This is a genomic window from Catellatospora tritici, assembly GCF_019083965.1.
Classification (GTDB): Bacteria; Actinomycetota; Actinomycetes; order Mycobacteriales; family Micromonosporaceae; genus Catellatospora; species Catellatospora tritici.
The window spans coordinates 318003-338489 of the sequence record NZ_JAHRCY010000009.1 but is presented as its reverse complement, the minus strand read 5'-3'; the positions used below and the strand labels follow the sequence as shown (position 1 = coordinate 338489).

Genomic DNA, 20487 nt, shown 5'->3' with positions numbered 1-20487 from the left:
GCCGGTCAGGCCTGCTTGCAGGTCCCGAGCGCCTTCGCGACCACCACGTCGACCGGGTCGCCGACCCGCACCACGGTGCCCCCGGCCGGTGACTGCCGGATCGCGTAGCACTGGTCCAGCGTCATCTCGTACGTGATGCGCGGATCCAGGCCCAGCCGGGTCAGCTCCGAGCGGACCTCGCTCTCGGTCCAGCTGTACATGCCGGGGACCGTGCGCGCGGTGGAGTTGGGGCTCGGCGATGGTGCCGACGGGCTGGTACCGGTCGGGTTGCCCGGCGCGGGCGCCTTGCGGCTGGGCGTGGCCGACGGCGTCCGGCGTGCCGGACCGCGCCAGGAGGCGGTCGCCTGCGCGAGCGCGGTCGAGGCGGCACCGGTGGCGGCCGCCGATGCCGACGCGCCCGGTGCCTGGCCCTGGGCCGGATCCGCACCGTTGCCGGAGGAGAGGATGAGGACCGTCGCGGCCGCGACGGCGAGCACCGCGATCGCCCCGGCGCCTGCCAGCATGTTCCGCCGTCGCCGCGAGGATGCGGCGGCCGCTCGCGGAGTCGCGGCGGCCGCTCGCGGAGTCGCGGCGGCCGCTCGCGGAGTCGCGGCGGCGGTCGCGGCGGCCTCGGCCGCCTCGGCGAAGGCAGCGGCGGTCGGCCAGCGGTCGGTCGGCTCCTTGGCCAGCGACCGCTCCACCAGGGTTCGGGCCGGTTCCGGCAGGTCCGGCGGCAGCGGCGGGGGCGGCTCGTGCACGTGCTGGAGCGCGACCGACAGCGGGGTGTCGCCGGTGAAGGGCCGGCGGCCGGTCAGCAGCTCGTAGGCGACCACGCCCAGCGCGTACACATCGGTGGCGGGTCCGATGTCGTCACCGGTCACCTGCTCGGGCGCGAGGTAGGACGCGGTGCCCTGGATCTCGCCGGTGGCGGTGAGCCGATCTCCGGCGACGATGCGGGCGATGCCGAAGTCGGTGAGCGCCACCCGACCATCGGCCCGCAACAGCAGGTTGGCGGGCTTGACGTCGCGGTGCACGATGCCCTGCGAATGCGCGGCGTGGATGGCCCGCGCCGCCTGTCCGATCAGCCGCATCGCGCGGCCGGGCTCCAGCGGGCCGTCCTGGCGGACCAGCGACGACAGCGAATCGCCCTCGACGAACTGCATCACCAGGTACGCGATGCCGTCGGTCTGGCCGTAGTCGTAGATCTCGACGATGCCCGGGTGGCTCAGCGCCGCCATCGCCCGCGCCTCGGCCCGGAACCGGGCGGAGAAGCCGGGATCGGCGGCGAGGTTCGGCAGCAGCACCTTCACCGCCACCCGGCGCCCCAGGACGGTGTCGTCGGCGCTCCAGACCTCGCCCATGCCCCCGCGCGCGATCCGAGTCGTCAGCTCATAACGGCCGCCGAGCGTCACCCCCGGGTCAAGCATGCGCGCAAGCATTCGCCATGGATTGCGCGCCCGTCAAACCAGCAGCACATAGGACAGTGAGCGATCACTGGGCGGCGGTGTCTCGGCGGCTGATCGCCATCAGGGCTGAGACGCGGCCTCGGGTCGGCTGTCCGCGCGGTGAAATGACCGCAAATCGCGATCTTCGATGGCGGCGCTCGCGGGTGATTGCAGATTCCGGGCAGAAAGTCGATTTCTGCCGGTGAGCCGTGTGGTGTTGTGACCCGGAGCAGCGATCTTCGGGGCTGTGGTGCGCGATGATCGTCGTCCGCGGTCGAAATGTGCGCGTACAGCCGAGGTGGTGACCGCCGACCGCGATCTTTCGCTTGGGCACGAGGCTTGATCGCCGTCGGAGGTCAGAAGCTGCGCTGCCGCGACCCTGTGCGGGGGGCGGCGGAGTTCGCGATCTTGGCGGCTGGGCGCGTCGTGGCCCGCGCGATGGTGGCCGGTGCGGGTGGTTTGCGGCGAAGCGGACGTGTCGTGCCTGGTGAGCGGCGATGATGGGCGGAGGAGGTGGACGGTGTCGATCGGTCAGGGGACGTTGCAGGTGACTTTCGCGTACCCGGCGTTCACCCGGCTCTACCGGACCAGCTCGCCGCGCCTGCAGGTCGACGGCGTCGAGCAGGTGGTCCGCACCTGGGGCACGCACACGGTCGCCGTCGGCGCGGGCCCGCACCGAGTGCGGGTGTGGGTCGTGCCGAACTCCGGCACCGACTTCGGCGTCGCCGAGGAGACGGTGGTGATCGAGCTCGGCGCGCGGACGGGGCTGTCCTACCGGGCACCGCACTTCCACGGCGCCCACGGCAGGATCAAGGTGCTGCCGGTGGCCAGCACCGTCAGCTGACGCCACGGCGCGGATCGAGCCCGAACGCGGTCGCGACCAGCCGGACCGTATCCGCCTCGGCGGTCCGACCGTCCAGCTCCAGCCCGGTCAGGCCCAGACGGCGGACCTGCTCGGTCAGCCGCGCGGTGAACATCCGGTCGCGGTCGAGCAGGTTCGCCAGCGCCCGCCCCGGGTCGCCGGTCCTGGCGAGGAATCCCCACGACTGGCCGCCCCGGGCCTCGAACACGGCGGCGCGGAACCCGGGTGTCGGCAGCAGCCATACGGCGTGGTCGGGGTCGGTCAGCAACGGTGCGACGAGATCGGGCAGCAGCCGAAACCCTTCGACGACCACGATCGGGTCGTCGGGCAGCCGGAGCAGGTCCGCGACGATCTCGTCGAAGCCCTCGCCCTGATACCAGTGGAAGGTCTCCAGCATCTCCTCGGGCGTGCGGTGCACCCAGCGCTCGTCCATGTCCATCGCGATGAACCGGTGCAGGTAGGGGGCCGCCTGAGGCGACAGGCGGCGGGCGTGGTCGGGCATCGCGTCGTCGCTCGGGTAGCGGCGCAGGCTGTACCGGTCGGCCAGTCGGCGGGAGATGGTCGACTTCCCGCCGCCGCTGCCGCCGCCGATCCAGCGGACGTGCCGCAGCCGCCGGGCCAGCGCGTCCTGTCGCACGAGGTCAGCGTAAGGCCGCCCCGGGCGCGCCGTCGGCGACGGACCGGGGCATGACTGAGCCCGGAGACGATACGTAGACTCCTGGCGATGGGTGATGGTCGGCTGGCCGGGATCGAAGCGGTGGAGTGGCATCGGCTGCACCATGCCTACGGCCCCGCGACGGACGTGCCCGATCAGCTTCTCGCACTGCGCAGCCCCGACCGGGCCCGGCGCGGCGAAGCACTGTCGCGGTTGTTCGGCAACGTCTACCACCAGGGCACCAGATGGCAGGCCAGCCGGGCGGTCGTACCCTTCCTGGTCGCGCTGATCGACGACGCCGAGACGCCGGACCGCGCCGATGTGCTTCACCTGCTGCGGAGGATCGCCGTCGGCGACCGGCGTGATGACGGGTTGCCTTTCGATCCCGAGCGCGCGTTCGCGGCGGGCAACGCCTTCGACGGCGTGCGCGACGACGAACTCGTTCGGCGGTTCTACGCCGGGGAAGAGCTCGGCGACGACGAAGCGGGTGTGCTGGACGCCGCGGCGGTGCGCTGGGCGGCCGACAGCTATTTCAGCGCCGCAGCCTTTGTACCCGCGATCGTCGGCTGGGTGTCGGACCCGGACGATCAGGTGGCGGCCAACGCCGCAGCCCTGACCGCCTGGTTCGAACCCACCGCCGTCACCGTGTCCGCGCTGATCTCCGTGCCTGAGCGCCGGGCGCAGCCGCGGGCGAGCGCGAACCTGGCGCTCGCGCATTCGCCCTCCACCGAGGCTCAGGTCGACCGGCGACTGCGTGCGCTGGTCGGTTCGGGCACCGAGGTGGTAGCCGTCACGGCAGCTGTCGCCTCGGCATACCGGGAGGGCGAGTCGATGTCCGGAGAGGCGTTGTCGATCCTGGTCGACGCGTCCAGCCGGGACGATCTCGAGGCGATCGTCGGGTGGGACCGTGCCCCGCGCGGCTTCGTGATGCTCGCCCTGCAACGCCTCGGCCTCGGCTGACCTCGTCGACCGACGGCCTCGGCTGTCCTCTTCGATTGACGGCCTCGGCTGTCCTCTTCGATTGACGTGAAAACCGACTCGGGCCGTGCCCGCCGAGAATGGCGGCCACGGCCCGAGTGGGCGTGCGTCAGGCGTCAGCTGACCGTGGTGCGGGCGGTGTCGCGGTGACCCAGGTGAGCGTGCAGTTCGATCGGCTCGGCGGGCAGGTCCGCCACGCCCGCCGCGACGGACTCGGCCCGGCGGCGGCGGGCCGAGGGCAGGATCAGCGACGCGACCACGGCCAGCACGGCGACGCCCGCGCAGACCCAGAACCCGGACGTGAACGCCTGGTCGGTGGGCAGGCCCTGCGGCGTGGTGTTGCCCGCGATGACCGCCGCGACCACGGCGGTGCCGACGCTGCCGCCGATGGTGCGCACGATGCTGTTGACGCTGGTCGCCTCACCGGTGTGAGTGGCCGGGACCGACTCGATGATGGCGTTGGACATGGCCGCGAAGGCCAGGCCCATGCCCGCGCCGGTAAGCAGGCCGGAGGCGACCAGTTGCCAGAGCGAGTCGTGGACGGCGGCAGGCAGCGCGTACGCGGCGGTCACCAGGGCGGCGCCGAGGAACAGCGGCAGCTTGGGGCCGTAGCGGCGGTCCAGCAGGCCGGACAGGGGACCGAACACCAGCATCATCATGGTGGTCGGCATCAGGAACAGGCCCGCCTGCGAGACGGTCTTGCCGAAGCCGTATCCGGTGGCGGCGGGCAGCTCCAGCAGCATCGGGATGAGCAGGAACGTGCCGAACATGGCGAACCCGAACGCCAGGCCGACCAGGTTCGTCGCCCACACGCCCCGGATGGCGAGCAGCCGCATGTTGATGAGCGGTTCGCGTACCCGTAGCTCAACCAGGACGAACGCGATCAACGCGACCACGCCGACGGCCAGCAGGCTGATGGTCTTGGTCTCGTCCCAGCCCCACTCGCGGCCCTTGCTGATGGCCAGCAGCAGCGACACCAGCGACACCGACAGGATCGCCGCGCCGAGCACGTCCAGGCGCCCCGGCGTACGCACCGGCGACTCCGGCACGCCGAACAGCACGCCCAGCAGCGCCACGCCGATCAGCATCAGCGGGAACCAGAACAGCCACTCCCAGGACAGGTGCTCCACGATCGGACCGGCCAGCACGATGCCCAGGCCCGCGCCGATACCGAAGATGGCCGAGAGCAGGCCGACGGTGACGCTGACCTTTTCGCGCGGCAGTTCGTCGCGGACGATGCCGATGGACAGCGGCATGATCGCGCCCGCCGCGCCCTGCAGTGCCCGCGCCGCGACCAGCACCGGCAGCGTCGTGGACAGCGCGGCCAGCAGCGTGCCCGCCGCCAGCAGCACCAGCACGACCAGCATCATCTTGCGCTTGCCCACCATGTCGCCGAGGCGGCCGAGGATCGGCGTCAGCACCGACGCCGACAGCAGGTACGCCGTCAGCACCCAGCTGATGTCGCCGGTGGAGCTGTGCAGGTCCTGGGCGATGATCGGCAGGGCCGGGGCGACCAGCGACTGCAGCACCGCGAAGGCGAGGCCGCCCAGCGAGAGGAAGAGCACCACGAGGGTGCTGTTGGCGTGGCGTCCGCTGCGGGCAGCGGGCGGTGCGGCCGCCGCGGTGTCCGCGGGGATGGGCCCGGAGGTAGGCGCGCCCACCGTCTTGACTACGTGTTCCATTGGTTCCCGCCGAAGTAAACAATTGATTACTTGGACGGTATCCCGGTCCCGGAAGCTAAGTCAACAGTCGTTTACATCACATGGGGCACCGGCTACGCTGGTCGTGAAGGAGGGCGGAATGACAGTGGGCACCGACCAGGGACAGCGGCGCCGCGACGCGGGCAAGACCCGTCAGCTGCTGCTGGAGGTGGCGCGCCGGCGTTTCGCCCGTGACGGGTACGCGGCCACCACCGTGCGCGACATCGCCGACGAGGCGGGCGTCAACGTCGCCCTGATCAACCGCTACTTCGACTCCAAGGAAGGCTTGTTCGAGGCCTGCCTCGCCTACGCCGTGGAGGAACTGGCCCGCGCCGCGGGTGACGTGCCGCGCAGCGACATACCCGCCGCCATCGCGCAGCAGGCGGCGGGCACCACGCCCGATGGTGGGCCCAACCAGGTGCTGCTTCTGCTACTGCGCTCCTCCGGTGACGAGCGCACCGAGCAGATGCGGCTCGGCGTGCTGCGCCGCTTCGCCGAACGGCTGGCCGCGACCGCGGGCTGGCAGCCCGACACCCCCGACGACGGCCAGCTCATGCTCCGAGCCCAGCTCGTGCTGTCCGCCGCCATCGGGGTCACCCTGCTGCGCGTCTCCGGCCTGCAGCCGCTGACCTCCGCCACCGAGCACGACCTCGTCGAACCGCTGCGCGACCTGGTCCACGGTGTGCTGCACGCCGGGCCGCCGCGCCACCCGGGATCGGTCGGTGGCGACGACCCGGCTCCGGGCCGCCCCACCTCGGACGACTGACCGGCGGCTCGGATCCGCCGCCGGTCAGGTTGGTACCTCAGTCGAGCTCGCGCAGTTCCGCACGCAGCCCGGCCACCTGCGCCATGTAGTCGCTCTCGGCCAGGTCGCCGCGCCGCCGCGCGCTGTCGAGTGCGGCCAGAGCGTCCTCGATCTCCTCGATGGTGCGCTGGCGCGGTGCCGCCTGCGCGGCTGCTGCCTGCTCCGGCGACGGTGCGGCGGCGACCGGCGCGGCCGTGGGCGCGGCTGGAGCGGGCAGCGGTCGGCCGGGGTGTACGCCGACCACGACAGGCCTGCGGAACCACGCGTTGGACTCGCGCCGCGCCAGCAGGATGATGACCGCGATCAGTGCCATCAGACTCAGGATGCCCAGCACGGTCGCGGCGATCCGGTAGTACGGCGGGTAGCCGTCGGGCAGGCGCTGCGAGAACTGCCGCATGCCCGAGCCCGTGTTGCTCCACGCGTTGACGTAGCCGATACCGCTGAACGCGGGCGTGCCCGACGCGGCGGCCGCGCACAGCCCGCACATCAGCGCCAGTCCGCCCGCGATCCAGGCGAACACCCGGCCGGTCCGGCTACGGCCGCGGACCAGCACGGACAGCACCAGCATCACCACGGCCGCGACGACCGTCAGGACGATGGCCATGATCGCCACTCCCAGCGCGAAGCTGTGCAGCAACTCGCCGACCTTCTGGTCCACGCCGGACTCGCGCAGGGCCTGCGCGACGCGGTCCGGATAGCTCCCAGCGCCCGCGACGAGCATGCCCGCGTCGATCAGATAGGCGCCACCGACCCCCGCCAGCAGCCAGGCGGCGGCGGTCACGGTACGTGGCCGCGCGTCCGGATCCGCCGGGACGGTGTAGTCAGGAACGAGCTCGCTCAATGGGCCTCCCCGTGGCGTACCTGTGGATCTGCCGCTTCAGGCGCGGCGGACCCGTTCCGCGCCGTCGTGACGCAGCAGGGTCGACACGTTAGCAACCACCACCAAGGCGAGGAGCCGCACTTCCGGGAACGGGAGCCCGCAGTTTCGGGGAACGGGGAGCCCGCAGTTTCGGGGAACGGGGAGCCCGCAGTTTCGGGGAAACTGCACGAAAGGCGGCCAAGATTCGTGCAGTTTCCCCGAAACTGCACGCGGAACCCCCACCCACGCCGGGAGTGGGGCGGGCGGGTCAGTGGTCGGCGGGGCCGCCGGGCCAGACCACGGCCTGGGCAGCGATGATCTGTTCGCCGTCGAAGGTGACCGCCGCGCTGCCGTGCAGCCGGTAGCCGAGGTCGAGCGCCTCGCTGACCCGGCGGCAGAACTTGTCGTCGTCCGGGCCGGTCAGCAGCCGGTACCGGGGCAGCCCCTGCGGAGGCTGGTTGGTCAGGCCATTGCTCATGCCGCCAGCATGGCACGGATCGCAGCTCCGATCAGGCAGTCGGGCCGCCCGGAAGGTGGTCGGCAAGATCATCCGAGTTGCCGGGCAGTCGGGCGTATCTTGACCGCCCATACCCCCGATTGCCCGGCAACTCGACCCCGACCTGACCCGACCCCGACCCGACCCGACCCGACCCCGACCCCGACCCCGATCTCGACTCCGTCAGGGGAGGAGGCGGTGTTCCCAGGCCCAGGCGGCGATCTCGACGCGGTTGCGGGCGCCGAGTTTGGCCTGCACGCTGCCCAGGTGCGTCTTGACCGTGCCGAGCGAGATGAACAGTTGGGCGGCGATCTCGGCGTTGGTCAGGCCGCGCGCGGTCAGTTTCACCACGTCCAGTTCACGCGGGGACAGGCCTTGGTCGTCGCCGGTTCGACGCGGCAGCAGCGGAGTCAGGTGCTCCAGCAGCCGTACCGTGATCGACGGGCTGATCAGCGAGTCGCCCGACGCGGCCGCGCGGACCGCCTCGACCAGCAGCGCCGGTCCGGAGTCCTTGAGCAGGAAGCCGCAGGCGCCGTTGCGCAGCGCGGCGTGCACGTACTCGTCGAGGTCGAAGGTGGTCACCACGACCACTTTCGGTGGGTCGGCGACCCCGGGGCCGGCGAGCTGCCGCAGCGCCTCCAGACCGTCCAGGCGCGGCATCCGGATGTCCAACAGCGCCACGTCGGGCCGGACCCGGCGGGCCAGCTCGACCGCCTCGACGCCGTCGGCGGCCTCGCCGACCACCTCCATGTCCGGCTGGGCACCGATGATCATGCCGAAGCCGGTCCGGACCATCGCCTGATCGTCGGCGATCATCACCCGGATCACGGCGCCTCCCGCCAGGTCAGCGGCATCGCCACGTCGACGAGCCAGCCCCGCTCGATACCCGGACCGGCGGTGATCCGGCCGCCGACCGCCCGGACCCGCTCGGCCAGGCCGACCAGCCCGTACCCGCGTTCGCGAGCACCGGCCGGGCGGGGCGGGGCGCCGTCGTCGGCCACCCGGACGAACAGCCAGCCGGACGCGCGGCGCACCGACACGTCCACCACCCGTGCGTGCACCGCGTGCCGCCGTACGTTGGTCAGCGCCTCCATGACCACCCGGTAGGCGCTGGTGGACACCTCCACCGGCAGCCCCTCCAGCGGCCCGTCCACGTGCAGCCGCGCCACCGCCAGACTGGACTGGTTGAACCGCTCCAGCAGCGGCGGCAGGTCGGCCGCCCCGGCCACCGGCGCCAGCGGCGCCTCCGGTTCGCGCAGCACGCTCACCATCCGGCGCATCGACGCCATCGTCTCGGCCCCGGCCGCCTCGATCTGCTCCAGCGCGACCAGTGCCCGACTCGGATCCTGCTCGGCGACGTACCGGGCGCCCTGCGCCTGCACGATGATGCCGGTCACGTGGTGGGCGATGAAGTCGTGCAGGTCGCGGGCGAACTCGGCCCGCTGCGCGGCCCGGACCTCGTCCAGGGCCCGCCGTCGCCCGCTGTCCAGCATCCGCATGTACACCCCCGCGGTCACCACGGCCGCCGCCGCCATGCCGAGCAGCAACCCGAAGACGACCATCAGGTTGTCGGTGCCGCTGCGGAACGGCAGCAGGGTCACGGCGGCGCCGACGCCAAGCACGGCCCAGGGCGCGGTCCAGGCCGGTGCCCAGCGAGCCGTGACGTAGAGCAGCCCGAGCAGTCCGGCCGTCTCGGCCAGCCCCCAGCTGCCGTTCGCACTGGCGGAGACGCCGAGCAGCCAGAGCAGTCCGGTGACACCAAGTGACCCAGCGGCGCCCACCAGCGCGAACCAGGGCAGCAGCACCGATCCGGGTCGGTGCGGGAACAGCCAGATCGCGGCGATGGCCATGGCCGGTGCCACTCGCACCAGGGTGTGCAGGGGGTTCTCGTACAGCATGCCGTAGCGCAGGTCGATGATGCCGAGCACGGCCAGGCCGACGAAGGCGGCGAACCGGCCCAGCAACAGCAGCCAGGGGCGTAGGGGGGAGGTCGTCATCGTCACCCAGGGTAGCCACTGGTACGGCGGTGCCGGATCGGCCGAAAGTCATAGCGGCCCGGCGGCGAACCTGGCCGTCGGCCGATGCGCCGAGCACCGCCGGCACGGAAGGCTCTGCTGCGACAACGGGACCATTCCCTGGAGGACATGTGAGTACGCAGCAAACCGTCACCACCCGGGTCTACGCGGTGGCCGCGGTGGACCTGGTCAAGGTGTACGGCAGCGGCGACGCCGCGGTGCGCGCCCTGGACGGGGTGACGGTCGGCTTCACCCGGGCCGAGTTCACGGCGATCATGGGCCCGTCCGGGTCCGGCAAGTCGACCCTGATGCACTGCCTGGCCGGCCTGGACACCGCGACCTCCGGGCAGGCGCTGCTCGGCGGGACGGATCTGACCAGGCTCGACGACCGGGTGTTGACCAAGGCCAGGCGGGAGCGGATCGGCTTCGTCTTCCAGTCGTTCAACCTGCTGCCGCAGCTGACCGCGATGCGGAACATCACCCTGCCGCTCGACCTCGCCGGGCGGCGACCGGAACCGGAGCTGTTCGACTACCTGGTCACCGCGCTCGGCCTGGGCGACCGACTCGACCACCGGCCCAGTGAGCTGTCCGGCGGCCAGCAGCAGCGGGTCGCGCTGGCGCGGGCGCTGGTGTCGCGGCCGGAGGTGGTCTTCGCCGATGAGCCGACCGGCAACCTCGACTCGGCCTCCGGCGCACAGGTGCTGGCGCTGCTGCGCGACGCGGTCCGCGATCTCGGCCAGACCGTCGTCATGGTGACCCACGACCCCAACGCCGCCGCGTACGCCGACCGCGTCGTGCTGCTGGCCGACGGCCGGATCGCCGGTGACCTGGACCGGCCCGACCGTGCCGCGATCGTCGACGCGCTGGCGCAGCAGGCGGTGCCGCGATGAGCCGGGCGGTGCTGCGTACGCAGTTGGCCGGGGTGGCCCGGCGACCGGCCCGGCTGCTGCTCACGGGCCTGGCCGTGTTGGTCGCGTCGTTCGTGGTCTGTGCCGCGATGCTGGCCCAGCAGGTCACCGAGCGGTCCCTGCTCGAGAACCTGAGCGGCACGCCGGAGCAGGTGGCGTTCGTGGTGGGGGACGAGTCGGCCCCGGCGCCCGAACATGTCCTCGGTCGTATTCGAGCCCTGCCCGGCGTGGCCGAGGCGGTGGGCAGGTTCAACACCGGGGTGCAGCTCGGTTCGGGGGTCTCGGCCAACTACCTGCAGGTGACCGCCGATCCGGGCACCGGCCCGCTGGCGCTGGTCCACGCTGTCTCGGGCCGGTATCCGCAAGCCCGCGACGAGATCGCGATCACGCCGCGTACCGCCGACCGGATGGGTCTGACCGTGGGCGCGGTGCTGCACGCCCGGACCGGGCCGGACGTGCCGCCGGTCGACCTCACCGTCACCGGCGTCGTCGAGACGCCGCACGACTTCGGCGCCCAGGCGTACGCGGTGGAGGACACCGTGATCGCCCTGTCACCCGGCGGTCTGACGGGCAGGATCGAGGTGCGCCTGGCCGACGGCGCGGCGGCCCCCGAGGTGCGGCAGCGGCTCCAGCAGGTCCTCGACACCGAACCTCGTCCGGCCATCCCCGCAGGAGAGGCCACTCCTGAAGGTGGGGCCACTCCTGAAGGTGGGGCCACTCCTGAAGGTGGGGCCACTCCTGACGGAGAGCAGGCGCCGGTCCCGGGCATCCGCACCGGGGCCGAGGTGCGGGCCGAGGAGGCGGTCGCCGCGTTGGCGGAGGTCACGACGATCTTCACGGTCGTCGCCGTGTTCGTGGCCGTCGCCGTGATCGCCGCCGCGCTGGTCGTCGCGTCCACCTTCCGGATCGTGTTCGCCCAGCGCACCCGGCAGCTGGCCCTGCTGCGGGCGATCGGCGCCGACCGGGGTGGTATCGCCCGCGCGCTGGCCGTCGAGGGTGCGGTCACCGGGCTCGTCGCCAGCGCGACCGGCGTCCTGGCCGCGTTCGCGGTCGGCTACGGCGCCCCGCCGCTGCTGGGACTGTTCGGGACACGTCTGCCCGGACCCGGCACGCCGCCGGTGGCCGCGCTGGCCGTGGTCGGCGGCGCCGTCCTGCTGACCGTCGGCGCGGTGCTGGCGCCCGCGCGCTCGGCCGCCCGGGTCGCCCCGCTGGCCGCGCTGCGTACGGCGCAGACCGCCGGATCCCGACGTGACGTCGGCGTGGTACGCCTGCTGTTCGGTGCCCTGTTCGCCGCCGGAGCCGTGCTGTCGGCGCTGCTCGTGGTCGATCGCCTGCCCGGCCGGAACCCGGAGAACTACGCGCCGCTGCCGGTGCTGCTCGGCGTCGTCGCCTCCGGCACGCTGGCGTTCCTCGCGCTGATGCTGCTGGGCCCGCTGCTGGTCCGCCCGGTGCTGTGGGTGGTCGGGTGGCCGCTGCGACGGCTCGGCCCGGTCGGGCGGTTGGCGGTCGGCGGCATCGGCGGGGCGCCGCGCCGCGCCGCCGCGATCTCGGTCGTCGTCGCCCTCGGGGTGACCCTGATCGCCGGGGTCCTGGTCGGCGCCGCGTCGGTGCAGATCCTGGCCGACCGCGAGATGGCCCTGTCCACCCCGGCCGATTTCGAGATCACCACGGACGGGCCGCCGATCCCGGCGACGGTGCTGGAGCAGGTCCGCGCCCGGCCCGAGCTGGCGCACACCGCCGGCTACCGGCGCCTGGACGAGCTGCACATCGACGCCGACCCGCAGAACGTCTTCGACGCCAACGACCTCGACCTGACCGCGCTCCCGATGCTCGGTGGGCTCGACGTCGAGGCCGGGTCGCTGGCCGAGGCGGGACCCGGCCGGGTGGTACTGGCCGGATACCTCGCCGATCTGCTCGGTCGGCACGCGGGCGACCAGCTCACCCTGTCCCGGGAGGGCCGGACCGTCCAGGTCCGGGTGGCCGCGGTGCTGCCCGGGGCGGCCCCGCTGCACTCGGCCCTGATCGTCGACCGGGTCGACCTGGACCGGCTCGGCGCGGCGGACGGCTTCACCGGCATCCTGACCGACGCGGCCGGATCCGGCGAGGACGGCCGTACCGCCGGACAGCAGGCGCTGCGGCGCATCGCCGTCGACAACGGCAGGTTCGGGGTCAGCGTGCTGGCCGACGAGCGCGACGACCACCAGGCCGTGCTGGACGCGGTGCTGTGGATCGCGCTGGGCCTGGTCGGGCTGACCGTCCTGATCGCCGTGGTGGGCGTCGGCGCGACGACCGCGCTGTCGGTGGTGGAACGGATCCGCGAATCCGGGCTGCTGCGGGCGGTCGGTCTGTCCCGGGCCGGGCTGCGGACCATGCTGACCACCGAGTCGGGCCTGTACGGCGTACTCGGGGCGACCCTCGGGCTGCTGCTCGGGGTGCCGTACGCCTGGCTGGCGGTGCGGGCGCTGGGCCTCGACGCGCCGCTGGCACTGCCCGTGCCCGCGTTGGCCGGGCTGTTCGCGGCGCTGGTGCTGCTCACCGCCGTGGCCGGGGTGCTGCCCGCCCGGCGGGCGTCGCGGGTCAGCCCGGTCACCGCACTGGGCACCGACGACTGACCGGGGTTGAGAAGGGCACCTTCCACTCGGATTGCGAGCTGCGTTTCCGCTCGTCTCGCTGACGCGAGCCGACGAAGGTGCCCTTCCTTACCTAGAGGTGGCGGGTGGTGTGCAGAAGGTACTGCTTGCGGTCCAGGGGGTTGTGGTCGGTGCGGGCGCGCGTCGGTGCCGGTCCGCGCACCTGGCGGTGGTGGTCGAACACGCTCACCAGCACGCCCTCGCCGCGGGTGAGTGAGGGCAGCGCCCGCTGGAGTTCGTGCACCCGCACCGCGGGCAGTTCGGCCTCCAGCTCGCAGACCGCCCCGCTCACCGTGGTCGCCTGCGCGACCCCGCCCAGCTGGGCCAGCACCGGGACCACCGAGGCGAGCGCGTCGGCCGGGACCTCGACGTGCACCCGGTGGATCGGCTCGTGCACGTTCGTGCCCGCCTGCCGCAGCGCCGCCATCAGGACCAGCGGGGTGAGGTCGCGGAAGTCACCGGCCGAGGTCGACCACTTGCTCCACCCGTACGGCGGCGGCGGGGTGTAGGCCGACTCCGTCAGCGTGACCACGCAGTCGGTGACCTGCCACCCGCGTAGCCCCTGCCGCAGCGTGCGCCGGACCGTCTCCTCGACCGCCTTGATGAACGACAGTGGCAGTGAACCCAGCTCGATGCCGAGCCGGAACCGCACCCCCGAGCCGGTCTCGGCCGGTTCCAGCCGCAGCCCCACCCCGGCCCGGAACGGGTTCGCCCCGCCCATCGGCTCGGCGGCCGCCCCGCTGCCGAGCAGCCGTTCGAGGTACACCGTCGTCGTCTCCTGGAACGACACGGCCAGGCCGTGCTCGTCGGCCAGGGTCGCCTGGATGACCTCCTTCTGGACCTCGCCGTAGAGCGACACGGCCAGCTCGCCGCCGGCCGCGTCGTGGCGCAGCGCGATCAGCGGATCCTGCTCGGCGAGCTGGGCCAGCGCCGCGTGCAGGGCGCCGCGCTGCTCGGGCCGGGCGGGCAGCACCACCGTCTCCAGCGTGGGCGGGGCGAACTGGTGCCGGTCGGCGGCGTACGCCGTGGGTTCGCCCAGCGTGTCGCCGACGCGTACGCCGGTCAGGCCGGTGACCTTGGCGATCCGGCCCGCGGTGACGGCCGGGGCGCGTACGGCGGTGCCCTGGTCGAAGACGCTGATGCCGGTGACCTTCGCGGCCCGGCCGTCACCGAAGACGACCCGGTCGCGCAGGTGGAGCGTGCCGGAGTGGAGACGCAGGTACGCCTGCAGCTCCCCGGCGGTGCCGCGCTCCACCTTGAACACCGTGCCGCAGGCGGGTGCCGTCGCGTCGGCGTCGGTCGCGGGCAGCAGTCGGGTGATGCCCGCGATCAGCTCGTCGATGCCCGCGCCGGTCATGGCCGAGCCGAAGTACACCGGGTGCACCAGGGCGCGACCGGTCTGCTCGGCCAGCGCGGCGGGCAGCCGTACCCCCGGCATCCGTTCGTCGGTCAGGTAGGCCCGCAGCAGGTCGTCGTCGTGCTCGGCCAGCAGTTCGGCCAGGCTCGCGGCGAAGGCCGGATCATCGTGGGCATACGGCTGGAACGTCGCGTTCCGGTCGCCGAGGCCGGACACGGTCCCCATCGTGGCGACCGCCGGGGTGAGCCGGGCGCGCAGGTCGTCGAGCAGGCTGCCGTACCGTGCCCCGGCCCTGTCGATCTTGTTGACGAACAGCAGCGTCGGGATGCGCAGCCGCCGCAGCACCCGCATCAGTACGCGGGTCTGCGCCTGCACGCCCTCCACGGCCGACACCACCAGCACGGCGCCGTCCAGGACGCCCAGCACCCGCTCCACCTCGGCGATGAAGTCCGGATGGCCCGGGGTGTCGATCAGGTTGACGGTGACCCCGTCGACGACGAACGACACGACGGCCGACTTGATGGTGATGCCACGCTGTCGTTCCAGCGCGAGCGTGTCGGTCTGCGTGCTGCCCTCGTCGACGCTGCCGACCTCGTCGATGACTCCGGCGGCGTGCAGCAGCCGCTCGGTCAGGCTCGTTTTACCGGCGTCGACGTGCGCCAGGATGCCAAGGTTGAGTGATGGCAAGAAGCGTCATGTCCTCTGTGTGAGCGATGGCGAGACAGCGGGTGGACATGTACGCAGCTCGCATCGGACGCTCCTCGGTTCAGGGACAGGACTTTCCGCAGTACATCAGCGTGGGCCCACGAGGGGCAACCGGTTTTGTCCGGCTCTCGAGGCCGGGGCCGTCACGGCCGGGACGCGGCACTGGCCATGCCGAGCCGCCATGCTTCCATTGAGATGGTCCTCAATATAGTGTTCGATCTATGCGAAAGATTGCTCTCCTCTTTGCCGCCGTCGCCGCGACGCTGCTGATGAGCGCGGCTCCGGCCGCGGCCGCGACCGGTTGGACGTTCCACAGCGGTGGCTACGACGACGACGTCTTCTTCCAGACCCCTTGCCTGGACAAGGGCGCCGAGTTGCTGGCCGCCGGCACCGTCGCCGACTACCAGTGCAAGCTGAACCAGGGCAACGGGTACTGGGACCTGTTCGTCGTCAGCGGCACCTGGACCTACCGCAGCGCGCACTACAACAACGACGGCTTCGGCGCCGCGTGTGCCAACGCCGGGCAGGCGCTGGTCGGCAACGGCACCATCACGACGTACCAGTGCCGGTTCGACAACACCGCGTACGTGAAGCTCTGGGTCATCGTCTGAGCGTCGACCGGGCCCTCGGTCGCCGCCGAGGGCCCGGTCAGGCCAGGGTGTCGAGGGCGGCGAGCGCGTCGGCGGGCAGGACCAGGTCGGCGGCGGCGATGTTCTCGCGCAGATGCTCGACCGAGGACGTGCCCGGGATCAGCAGCATGGACGGCGAGCGCCGCAGCAGCCATGCCAGCGCCACCTGGTGCGCGGTCGCGCCCAGCCCGGCGGCGATCTCGTCGAGCTCCCGCGACTGCAGCGGGCTGAACCCGCCCAGCGGGAAGAACGGCGTGAACGCGACCCCCTCGCGCGTGCAGCGGTCCACCAGCGGGTCGTCGTCACGACGGGCGATGTTGTAGAGGTTCTGCACGCACACCACCGGCGCGATCGACTGCGCCTCGGTCAGCTGCTCCGCCGTTACGCCGCTGACCCCCAGGTGCCGGATCAGGCCCTGTTCGCGCAGCTCGGCCAGCACGGCGAACGGTTCGGCGATCGAGCCAGGCGTCGGCCGTTCCGCCCCGCCGACACGCAGGTTCACCACGTCCAGGGCCGCCACGTCGAGGTGACGCAGGTTGTCGTGCACGGCGCCGACCAGGTCGTCGCGGGACAGGGCGGGCGGCCACGACTTGTCCGGGCCGCGCCGGGCGCCGACCTTGGTCACGATCCGCAACTGCGGCGGGTACGGGTGCAGCACCTCGCGGATCAACTCGTTGACCGTGTACGGACCGTAGTAGTCGCTGGTGTCGATGTGGGTGATGCCCCGGTCCACCGCCTCGCGCAGCACCGCCGCCGCCGCTGCCGGGTCGCGCGGTGGACCCCACACCCCCGGGCCCGCGAGCTGCATCGCGCCATAGCCCATCCGGCTCAGCACCAGGTCGTCGGCGAGCGTGATACTTCCCCCGGGAGCAGTCATGATCCCACTCTAGGCAGAGACGGCGGCTGCGGCCCGGTCGATCGCGGCGTTCAGTCGCTGCGCGCTGATCAGATCCTGGTGCGTCCCGGCCGCCCCGCACGCGTACGCCCCGGACACCGCTCCGGCCAGCATGCAGTCCTCGATCGGGGCACCGGCCAGCCAGCGGCTCATGAACGCCGTGCTGAACGCGTCCCCCGCGCCGTTGCTGTCCACCACCGGCCGCTCGGGCGTCGCGACCGGGAACCGCTGAACCTGCGGCCGCACCCGGGTCAGCACCCGCGACCCGGCCGCGCCCTCGGTCGCCACGACGACCTGGGCGCTGCCCAGGTCCAGCACGCGGTGCATGATCTCGTCGACGCGCTCCGGTGCCGCCTGCCCGCTGAAGAAGACCAGGTCCGCTTCCAGGAAGGGCAGTGCCCACGGGTTGTCGCCGTCCCAGGCGTGGATGTCGGCCGAGGTCGTCACGCCCAGGCGCCGTGCGTCGGCGAACGCGCCGATCGCGTGCGACGCGGCGACGTGGACATGCCGGGCGCGGGCGAGCAGCGGCAGGTAGAACTCCGGCGGCAAGGCCAGGTCGGCGGGGTGGCGGCCGTCGAAGAACGAGAAGCGGCGCCCCTCGGCGTCGACCAGGTTGACCGCGCGTGGGGTGCCGTTGGGTGCGGGCAGGTGGGCGAAGTCCAGGCCGAGCTCGGCGTATCGGCGCAGCACCAGCTCGCCCAACGGGTCGGCGCCGAGGAAGTCGGCCAGCTTGGTGCGCAGACCGAGGGCATGCAGGCCCAGCGCGACGCCGTTGCCCGAGTGCGCGACGTAGTCGCGGATGGGCGCCACCGGCAGGAAGTCGCCGGGCGGCACGGACAGTGTCGGCACCTGAACGATCGTGTCGATACCGACACCGCCGAGGACCAGTACGTCGAAGTCGGGCATGGCATGACGCCTTCCGGGTGGCAGACAGGACGACCCGGAGCGGCGGGCGGCCCGACACTACCCAAACGAGTGCGATCGCGCCGCCCCTGCCGTCGTACGCGGCGCGCCGTGGCTGAGGTCGCCGCCGTTAGACCCGGCATGTCCTCCCGGCGCGCAGTCGCGTACCTCGCGATCACCCTCACCCTGCTCGCCGCGACCGCGGTGGCCCTCGACCGTTGGGTGTGGGCACCGGCGATGATCTCGACGGCGCAGCGGGTCGACTTCGCCCGGCGGCTGCCCGTCCCGCCACTGGCTCCGTCGCACCGCGACAGCCGTGGACGGCGCGTGTTCGACCTGCGCGCGCAGACCGGCGAGCACGACTTCGGCAGCGGCCCGGTGCGCACCGAGGGCTACGACGGCACCTACCTCGGCCCGACCCTGCGGATGACCCGGGGCGAGCAGGTCGTCGTGCACGTGCGCGACGACCTGCCCGAAGCGACCAGTGTGCACTGGCACGGCATGCGCGTGCCAGCCGCCGCCGACGGGGGTCCGCACCAGCTCATCCCGCCGGGGCGGTCCTGGTCGGCGTCGTGGCGGGTCGACCAGCCCGCCGCGACCCTCTGGTACCACCCGCACCCGCACGGCGCCACGGCGCGGCAGGTCTACCACGGGCTGGCCGGGCTGCTCATCGTCGACGACCCGGCCACCACCATCCCGCAACTGCCGCACGAGTACGGCGTGGACGACCTCCCGGTCATCGTGCAGGACAAACGCTTCACCGACGACGGGCGGCTCGACGACACCAGCGCGCCGCTGGCCGGGATCGGACTGCTCGGCGACACCGTGGTGGTCAACGGCGTGACCGGGCCGTACCTGCCGGTGGTCACCCGGCGGGTGCGGCTGCGGCTGCTCAACGCCTCCAACGCGCGCACCTACGACTTCGGGTTCACCGACGGGCGCCGGTTCGCGCTCGTCGGCACCGACGGCGGGCTGCTCGACGCCCCAGCCGACCTGCGGCGGATCATGCTGTCGCCGGGGGAGCGGGCCGAGCTCGTGGTCGGCGTCGACCCCGGCCAGACCACGGTGCTGCGCAGCTACCCGCACCCGCTGGGCACGGGGCGCCTGGGCGACCGGTTCGTCGGCGGCGACGACACCCTCGACATCCTGCAGCTGCGGGCCGCGGCGATCCTGCGGCCCAGCCCGGAGCCGCCGCGTACGCTCGCGCCGCTGCCGCGGGCGACCCGGGCGCAGGCGGTCCGCGTGCGGGAGTTCAGCCTGAACAACGACGCGATCAACGGGCAGCCGATGGACATGGGCCGTGTCGACGCCGCCCCGGTCGCGGGCAGCACCGAGATCTGGCGCGTCGTCAACGACGACGGCATCCCGCACAACTTCCACGTGCACGGGGTGCAGTTCCAGGTGCTGACCGTGTCCGGCGCGCCGCCGCCACCGCAGCTGAGCGGCTGGAAGGACACGGTCTACCTGCCGCCGGACGAACCCGTCGAGCTGATCATGTCGTTCCCCCGGCATCCCGGACCGGGGCTGTACATGTTCCACTGCCACCTGCTGTATCACGAGGACTCCGGCATGATGGGCCAGTACGCCGTCACGGATCCGGGGGCCGACATGAACACGCAGGCGGGGCACTAGCCGTGGGCCCGATCATCGCGATCCGCCGTTATCCGGTGAAGAGCGCCCTCGGCCAGGCCGTGGACCAGGTCGCCGTCGAACCCGGCGGCCTGCGCGGCGACCGCCGGTGGGCGTGTCTGGACCAGACCGACGGGTCGGTGGTCAGCCTCAAGCATCCGCACCGCTGGACGGGCATGTGCGCGGTCGGGGCGTCCATACCGTCCGATGGCGACACCGTCGTCCGCGTGGCGGGGCGGGACCATCTGGCCGGGACAGCGGAGGCCGACCGGGCGCTGAGCGAGTGGCTGGGCCGCCCGGTGCGGCTGAGCCGGGAGGCGCCCGCCGGCGCGCGGCTGCACCGCCTGCTGCCCGACGACCCGGGCATGGTGCCCGACTGGCTGGCCGCCGGGCCCGGACAGGAGACGGACGCGGCCTACACCGCCCGCGACGGCCGGTTCGTCGACTTCGGCGCGGTCCACCTGGTCACCACCGGCGCGCTGGCCGCGCTGGCCGCCGAGATCGGCCGCGACGGCGTGGACCCGTGGCCGTTTCGGCCCAACCTCGTCGTCGACGCGCCCGCCGACCCCGAGCCCGGCGCCGAACTGCGGGCCGGTGCGGTGGTGCTGCGGGTGCAGCTGCCGACGCCGCGCTGCATCGCGCCCGCGCTCGACGCCGCCGGGCGCCCCACCGACCGGGCGCTGCTGGGCGCCCTCGCCCGCCATCACCGCAAGGAGCTGCCGGGGCTCGGCCGAGCCGCCTGCTTCGGCGTGTACGCCGAGGTCCTGGCCCCGGGGCCGCTGGCCGTCGGGCAGCGGCTGACCGCGCGGTAGGGGCCGCCGCTGAGCCGCGACGCAGCTCTTACCGCGCCCTGTTGAGTGGCGGCGAGACCGGCCACCCCGGACGGCCCGGTCACCTCGCAGGGTCCGAGCAGTCGGATCACCGGCTCGATCGACTCGCTCCGCACGGGACCAGGATCCCACCGCCGGGCGCGGTCGCCAGCGCCACCGGGTGTCGGGAATGCGCCGATGCCGGATGCTTCGCGGCCCGCGTGGACG

Annotated in this window: 18 protein-coding genes; 8 read left to right on the top strand and 10 right to left on the bottom strand. The window is 72.8% G+C overall.

From position 1 onward, the window contains the following. Nucleotides 1–5 precede the first annotated feature (5 nt). A complete protein-coding gene (locus KUA19_RS22385; RefSeq protein WP_217398549.1) occupies nt 6–1406 on the bottom strand; it encodes a serine/threonine-protein kinase in 1401 nt (466 codons plus the stop codon). A 538-nt stretch (nt 1407–1944) separates the two neighbouring features. On the opposite strand from KUA19_RS22385, the gene KUA19_RS22380 reads away from it, so the two are divergent. Further along, nucleotides 1945–2268 carry a hypothetical protein gene (locus tag KUA19_RS22380; protein ID WP_217398548.1) on the top strand — a complete coding sequence of 108 codons (324 nt, stop codon included), beginning with the start codon at nt 1945–1947 and terminating at the stop codon, nt 2266–2268. Here KUA19_RS22380 and KUA19_RS22375 read toward each other — a convergent pair. Next, the gene (locus KUA19_RS22375; protein WP_217398547.1) at nt 2261–2923 is read right to left on the bottom strand and encodes a hypothetical protein; all 663 of its coding nucleotides are present in this window, start codon (nt 2921–2923) and stop codon (nt 2261–2263) included. The genes KUA19_RS22380 and KUA19_RS22375 overlap by 8 nt on opposite strands. 231 nt (nt 2924–3154) lie before the next feature. On the opposite strand from KUA19_RS22375, the gene KUA19_RS22370 reads away from it, so the two are divergent. Continuing rightward, nucleotides 3155–3901, top strand: a complete 747-nt coding sequence (locus tag KUA19_RS22370) for a hypothetical protein (protein WP_217398545.1) — start codon at nt 3155–3157, stop codon at nt 3899–3901. 134 nt (nt 3902–4035) lie between these two features. Here KUA19_RS22370 and KUA19_RS22365 read toward each other — a convergent pair whose 3' ends face one another. Continuing rightward, the gene (locus KUA19_RS22365) at nt 4036–5601 is read right to left on the bottom strand and encodes an MFS transporter (protein WP_217398544.1); all 1566 of its coding nucleotides are present in this window, start codon (nt 5599–5601) and stop codon (nt 4036–4038) included. A gap of 118 nt (nt 5602–5719) precedes the next feature. Between KUA19_RS22365 and KUA19_RS22360 the strand changes: the two genes are divergently transcribed. Further along, the gene (locus tag KUA19_RS22360; protein WP_217398541.1) at nt 5720–6385 is read left to right on the top strand and encodes a TetR/AcrR family transcriptional regulator; all 666 of its coding nucleotides are present in this window, start codon (nt 5720–5722) and stop codon (nt 6383–6385) included. A 37-nt stretch (nt 6386–6422) separates the two neighbouring features. On the opposite strand, the gene KUA19_RS22355 is transcribed toward KUA19_RS22360, so the two are convergent. The 4 genes from KUA19_RS22355 to KUA19_RS22340 all read right to left on the bottom strand — a co-directional run bounded on the left by KUA19_RS22355 (nt 6423) and on the right by KUA19_RS22340 (nt 9776). Then, nucleotides 6423–7265, bottom strand: coding sequence for a hypothetical protein (locus KUA19_RS22355; protein WP_217398539.1), 843 nt, complete (start codon nt 7263–7265; stop codon nt 6423–6425). Nucleotides 7266–7551: 286 nt separating this feature from the next. Continuing rightward, nucleotides 7552–7761, bottom strand: a complete 210-nt coding sequence (locus KUA19_RS22350) for a DUF1737 domain-containing protein (protein ID WP_254549872.1) — start codon at nt 7759–7761, stop codon at nt 7552–7554. Between the two features lie 201 nt (nt 7762–7962). Then, nucleotides 7963–8607 (bottom strand): response regulator, encoded by a 645-nt coding sequence (locus KUA19_RS22345; RefSeq protein WP_217398537.1) that lies wholly within the window; start codon nt 8605–8607, stop codon nt 7963–7965. Continuing rightward, the gene (locus tag KUA19_RS22340; RefSeq protein WP_217398535.1) at nt 8604–9776 is read right to left on the bottom strand and encodes a sensor histidine kinase; all 1173 of its coding nucleotides are present in this window, start codon (nt 9774–9776) and stop codon (nt 8604–8606) included. Before KUA19_RS22340 ends, KUA19_RS22345 begins: the two co-directional genes overlap by 4 nt. Before the next feature lie 149 nt (nt 9777–9925). Here KUA19_RS22340 and KUA19_RS22335 point away from each other — a divergent pair, with 149 nt between their 5' ends. Both KUA19_RS22335 and KUA19_RS22330 read left to right on the top strand, forming a co-directional pair. Beyond that, the gene (locus KUA19_RS22335) at nt 9926–10684 is read left to right on the top strand and encodes an ABC transporter ATP-binding protein (RefSeq protein WP_217398533.1); all 759 of its coding nucleotides are present in this window, start codon (nt 9926–9928) and stop codon (nt 10682–10684) included. Further along, entirely contained in the window at nt 10681–13314 is a 2634-nt protein-coding gene (locus KUA19_RS22330; protein ID WP_217398531.1) for an ABC transporter permease, read from the top strand. The genes KUA19_RS22335 and KUA19_RS22330 overlap by 4 nt, the downstream gene beginning before the upstream one ends. A 91-nt stretch (nt 13315–13405) precedes the next feature. On the opposite strand, the gene KUA19_RS22325 is transcribed toward KUA19_RS22330, so the two are convergent. Next, on the bottom strand, nt 13406–15376 hold the full coding sequence (locus KUA19_RS22325) for an elongation factor G (protein ID WP_217398529.1): 1971 nt from the start codon (nt 15374–15376) through the stop codon (nt 13406–13408). 239 nt (nt 15377–15615) lie between these two features. Between KUA19_RS22325 and KUA19_RS22320 the strand changes: the two genes are divergently transcribed. Further along, complete coding sequence (locus tag KUA19_RS22320) at nt 15616–16005, top strand: hypothetical protein (protein ID WP_217398527.1); 390 nt, start codon at nt 15616–15618, stop codon at nt 16003–16005. A gap of 37 nt (nt 16006–16042) precedes the next feature. Here the strand turns inward: KUA19_RS22320 and KUA19_RS22315 are convergent, their stop codons facing one another. Together KUA19_RS22315 and KUA19_RS22310 are read right to left on the bottom strand one after the other, a co-directional pair. Continuing rightward, nucleotides 16043–16900 carry an oxidoreductase gene (locus KUA19_RS22315; protein ID WP_217398525.1) on the bottom strand — a complete coding sequence of 286 codons (858 nt, stop codon included), beginning with the start codon at nt 16898–16900 and terminating at the stop codon, nt 16043–16045. Nucleotides 16901–16909: 9 nt separating this feature from the next. Further along, the gene (locus KUA19_RS22310; protein WP_217398523.1) at nt 16910–17824 is read right to left on the bottom strand and encodes a carbohydrate kinase family protein; all 915 of its coding nucleotides are present in this window, start codon (nt 17822–17824) and stop codon (nt 16910–16912) included. Nucleotides 17825–17932: 108 nt separating this feature from the next. Here KUA19_RS22310 and KUA19_RS22305 point away from each other — a divergent pair, with 108 nt between their 5' ends. Both KUA19_RS22305 and KUA19_RS22300 read left to right on the top strand, forming a co-directional pair. Then, the gene (locus KUA19_RS22305; RefSeq protein ID WP_217398522.1) at nt 17933–19453 is read left to right on the top strand and encodes a multicopper oxidase family protein; all 1521 of its coding nucleotides are present in this window, start codon (nt 17933–17935) and stop codon (nt 19451–19453) included. A 2-nt stretch (nt 19454–19455) separates the two neighbouring features. Then, nucleotides 19456–20262, top strand: a complete 807-nt coding sequence (locus KUA19_RS22300) for an MOSC domain-containing protein (RefSeq protein WP_217398520.1) — start codon at nt 19456–19458, stop codon at nt 20260–20262. Nucleotides 20263–20487: the final 225 nt, after the last annotated feature.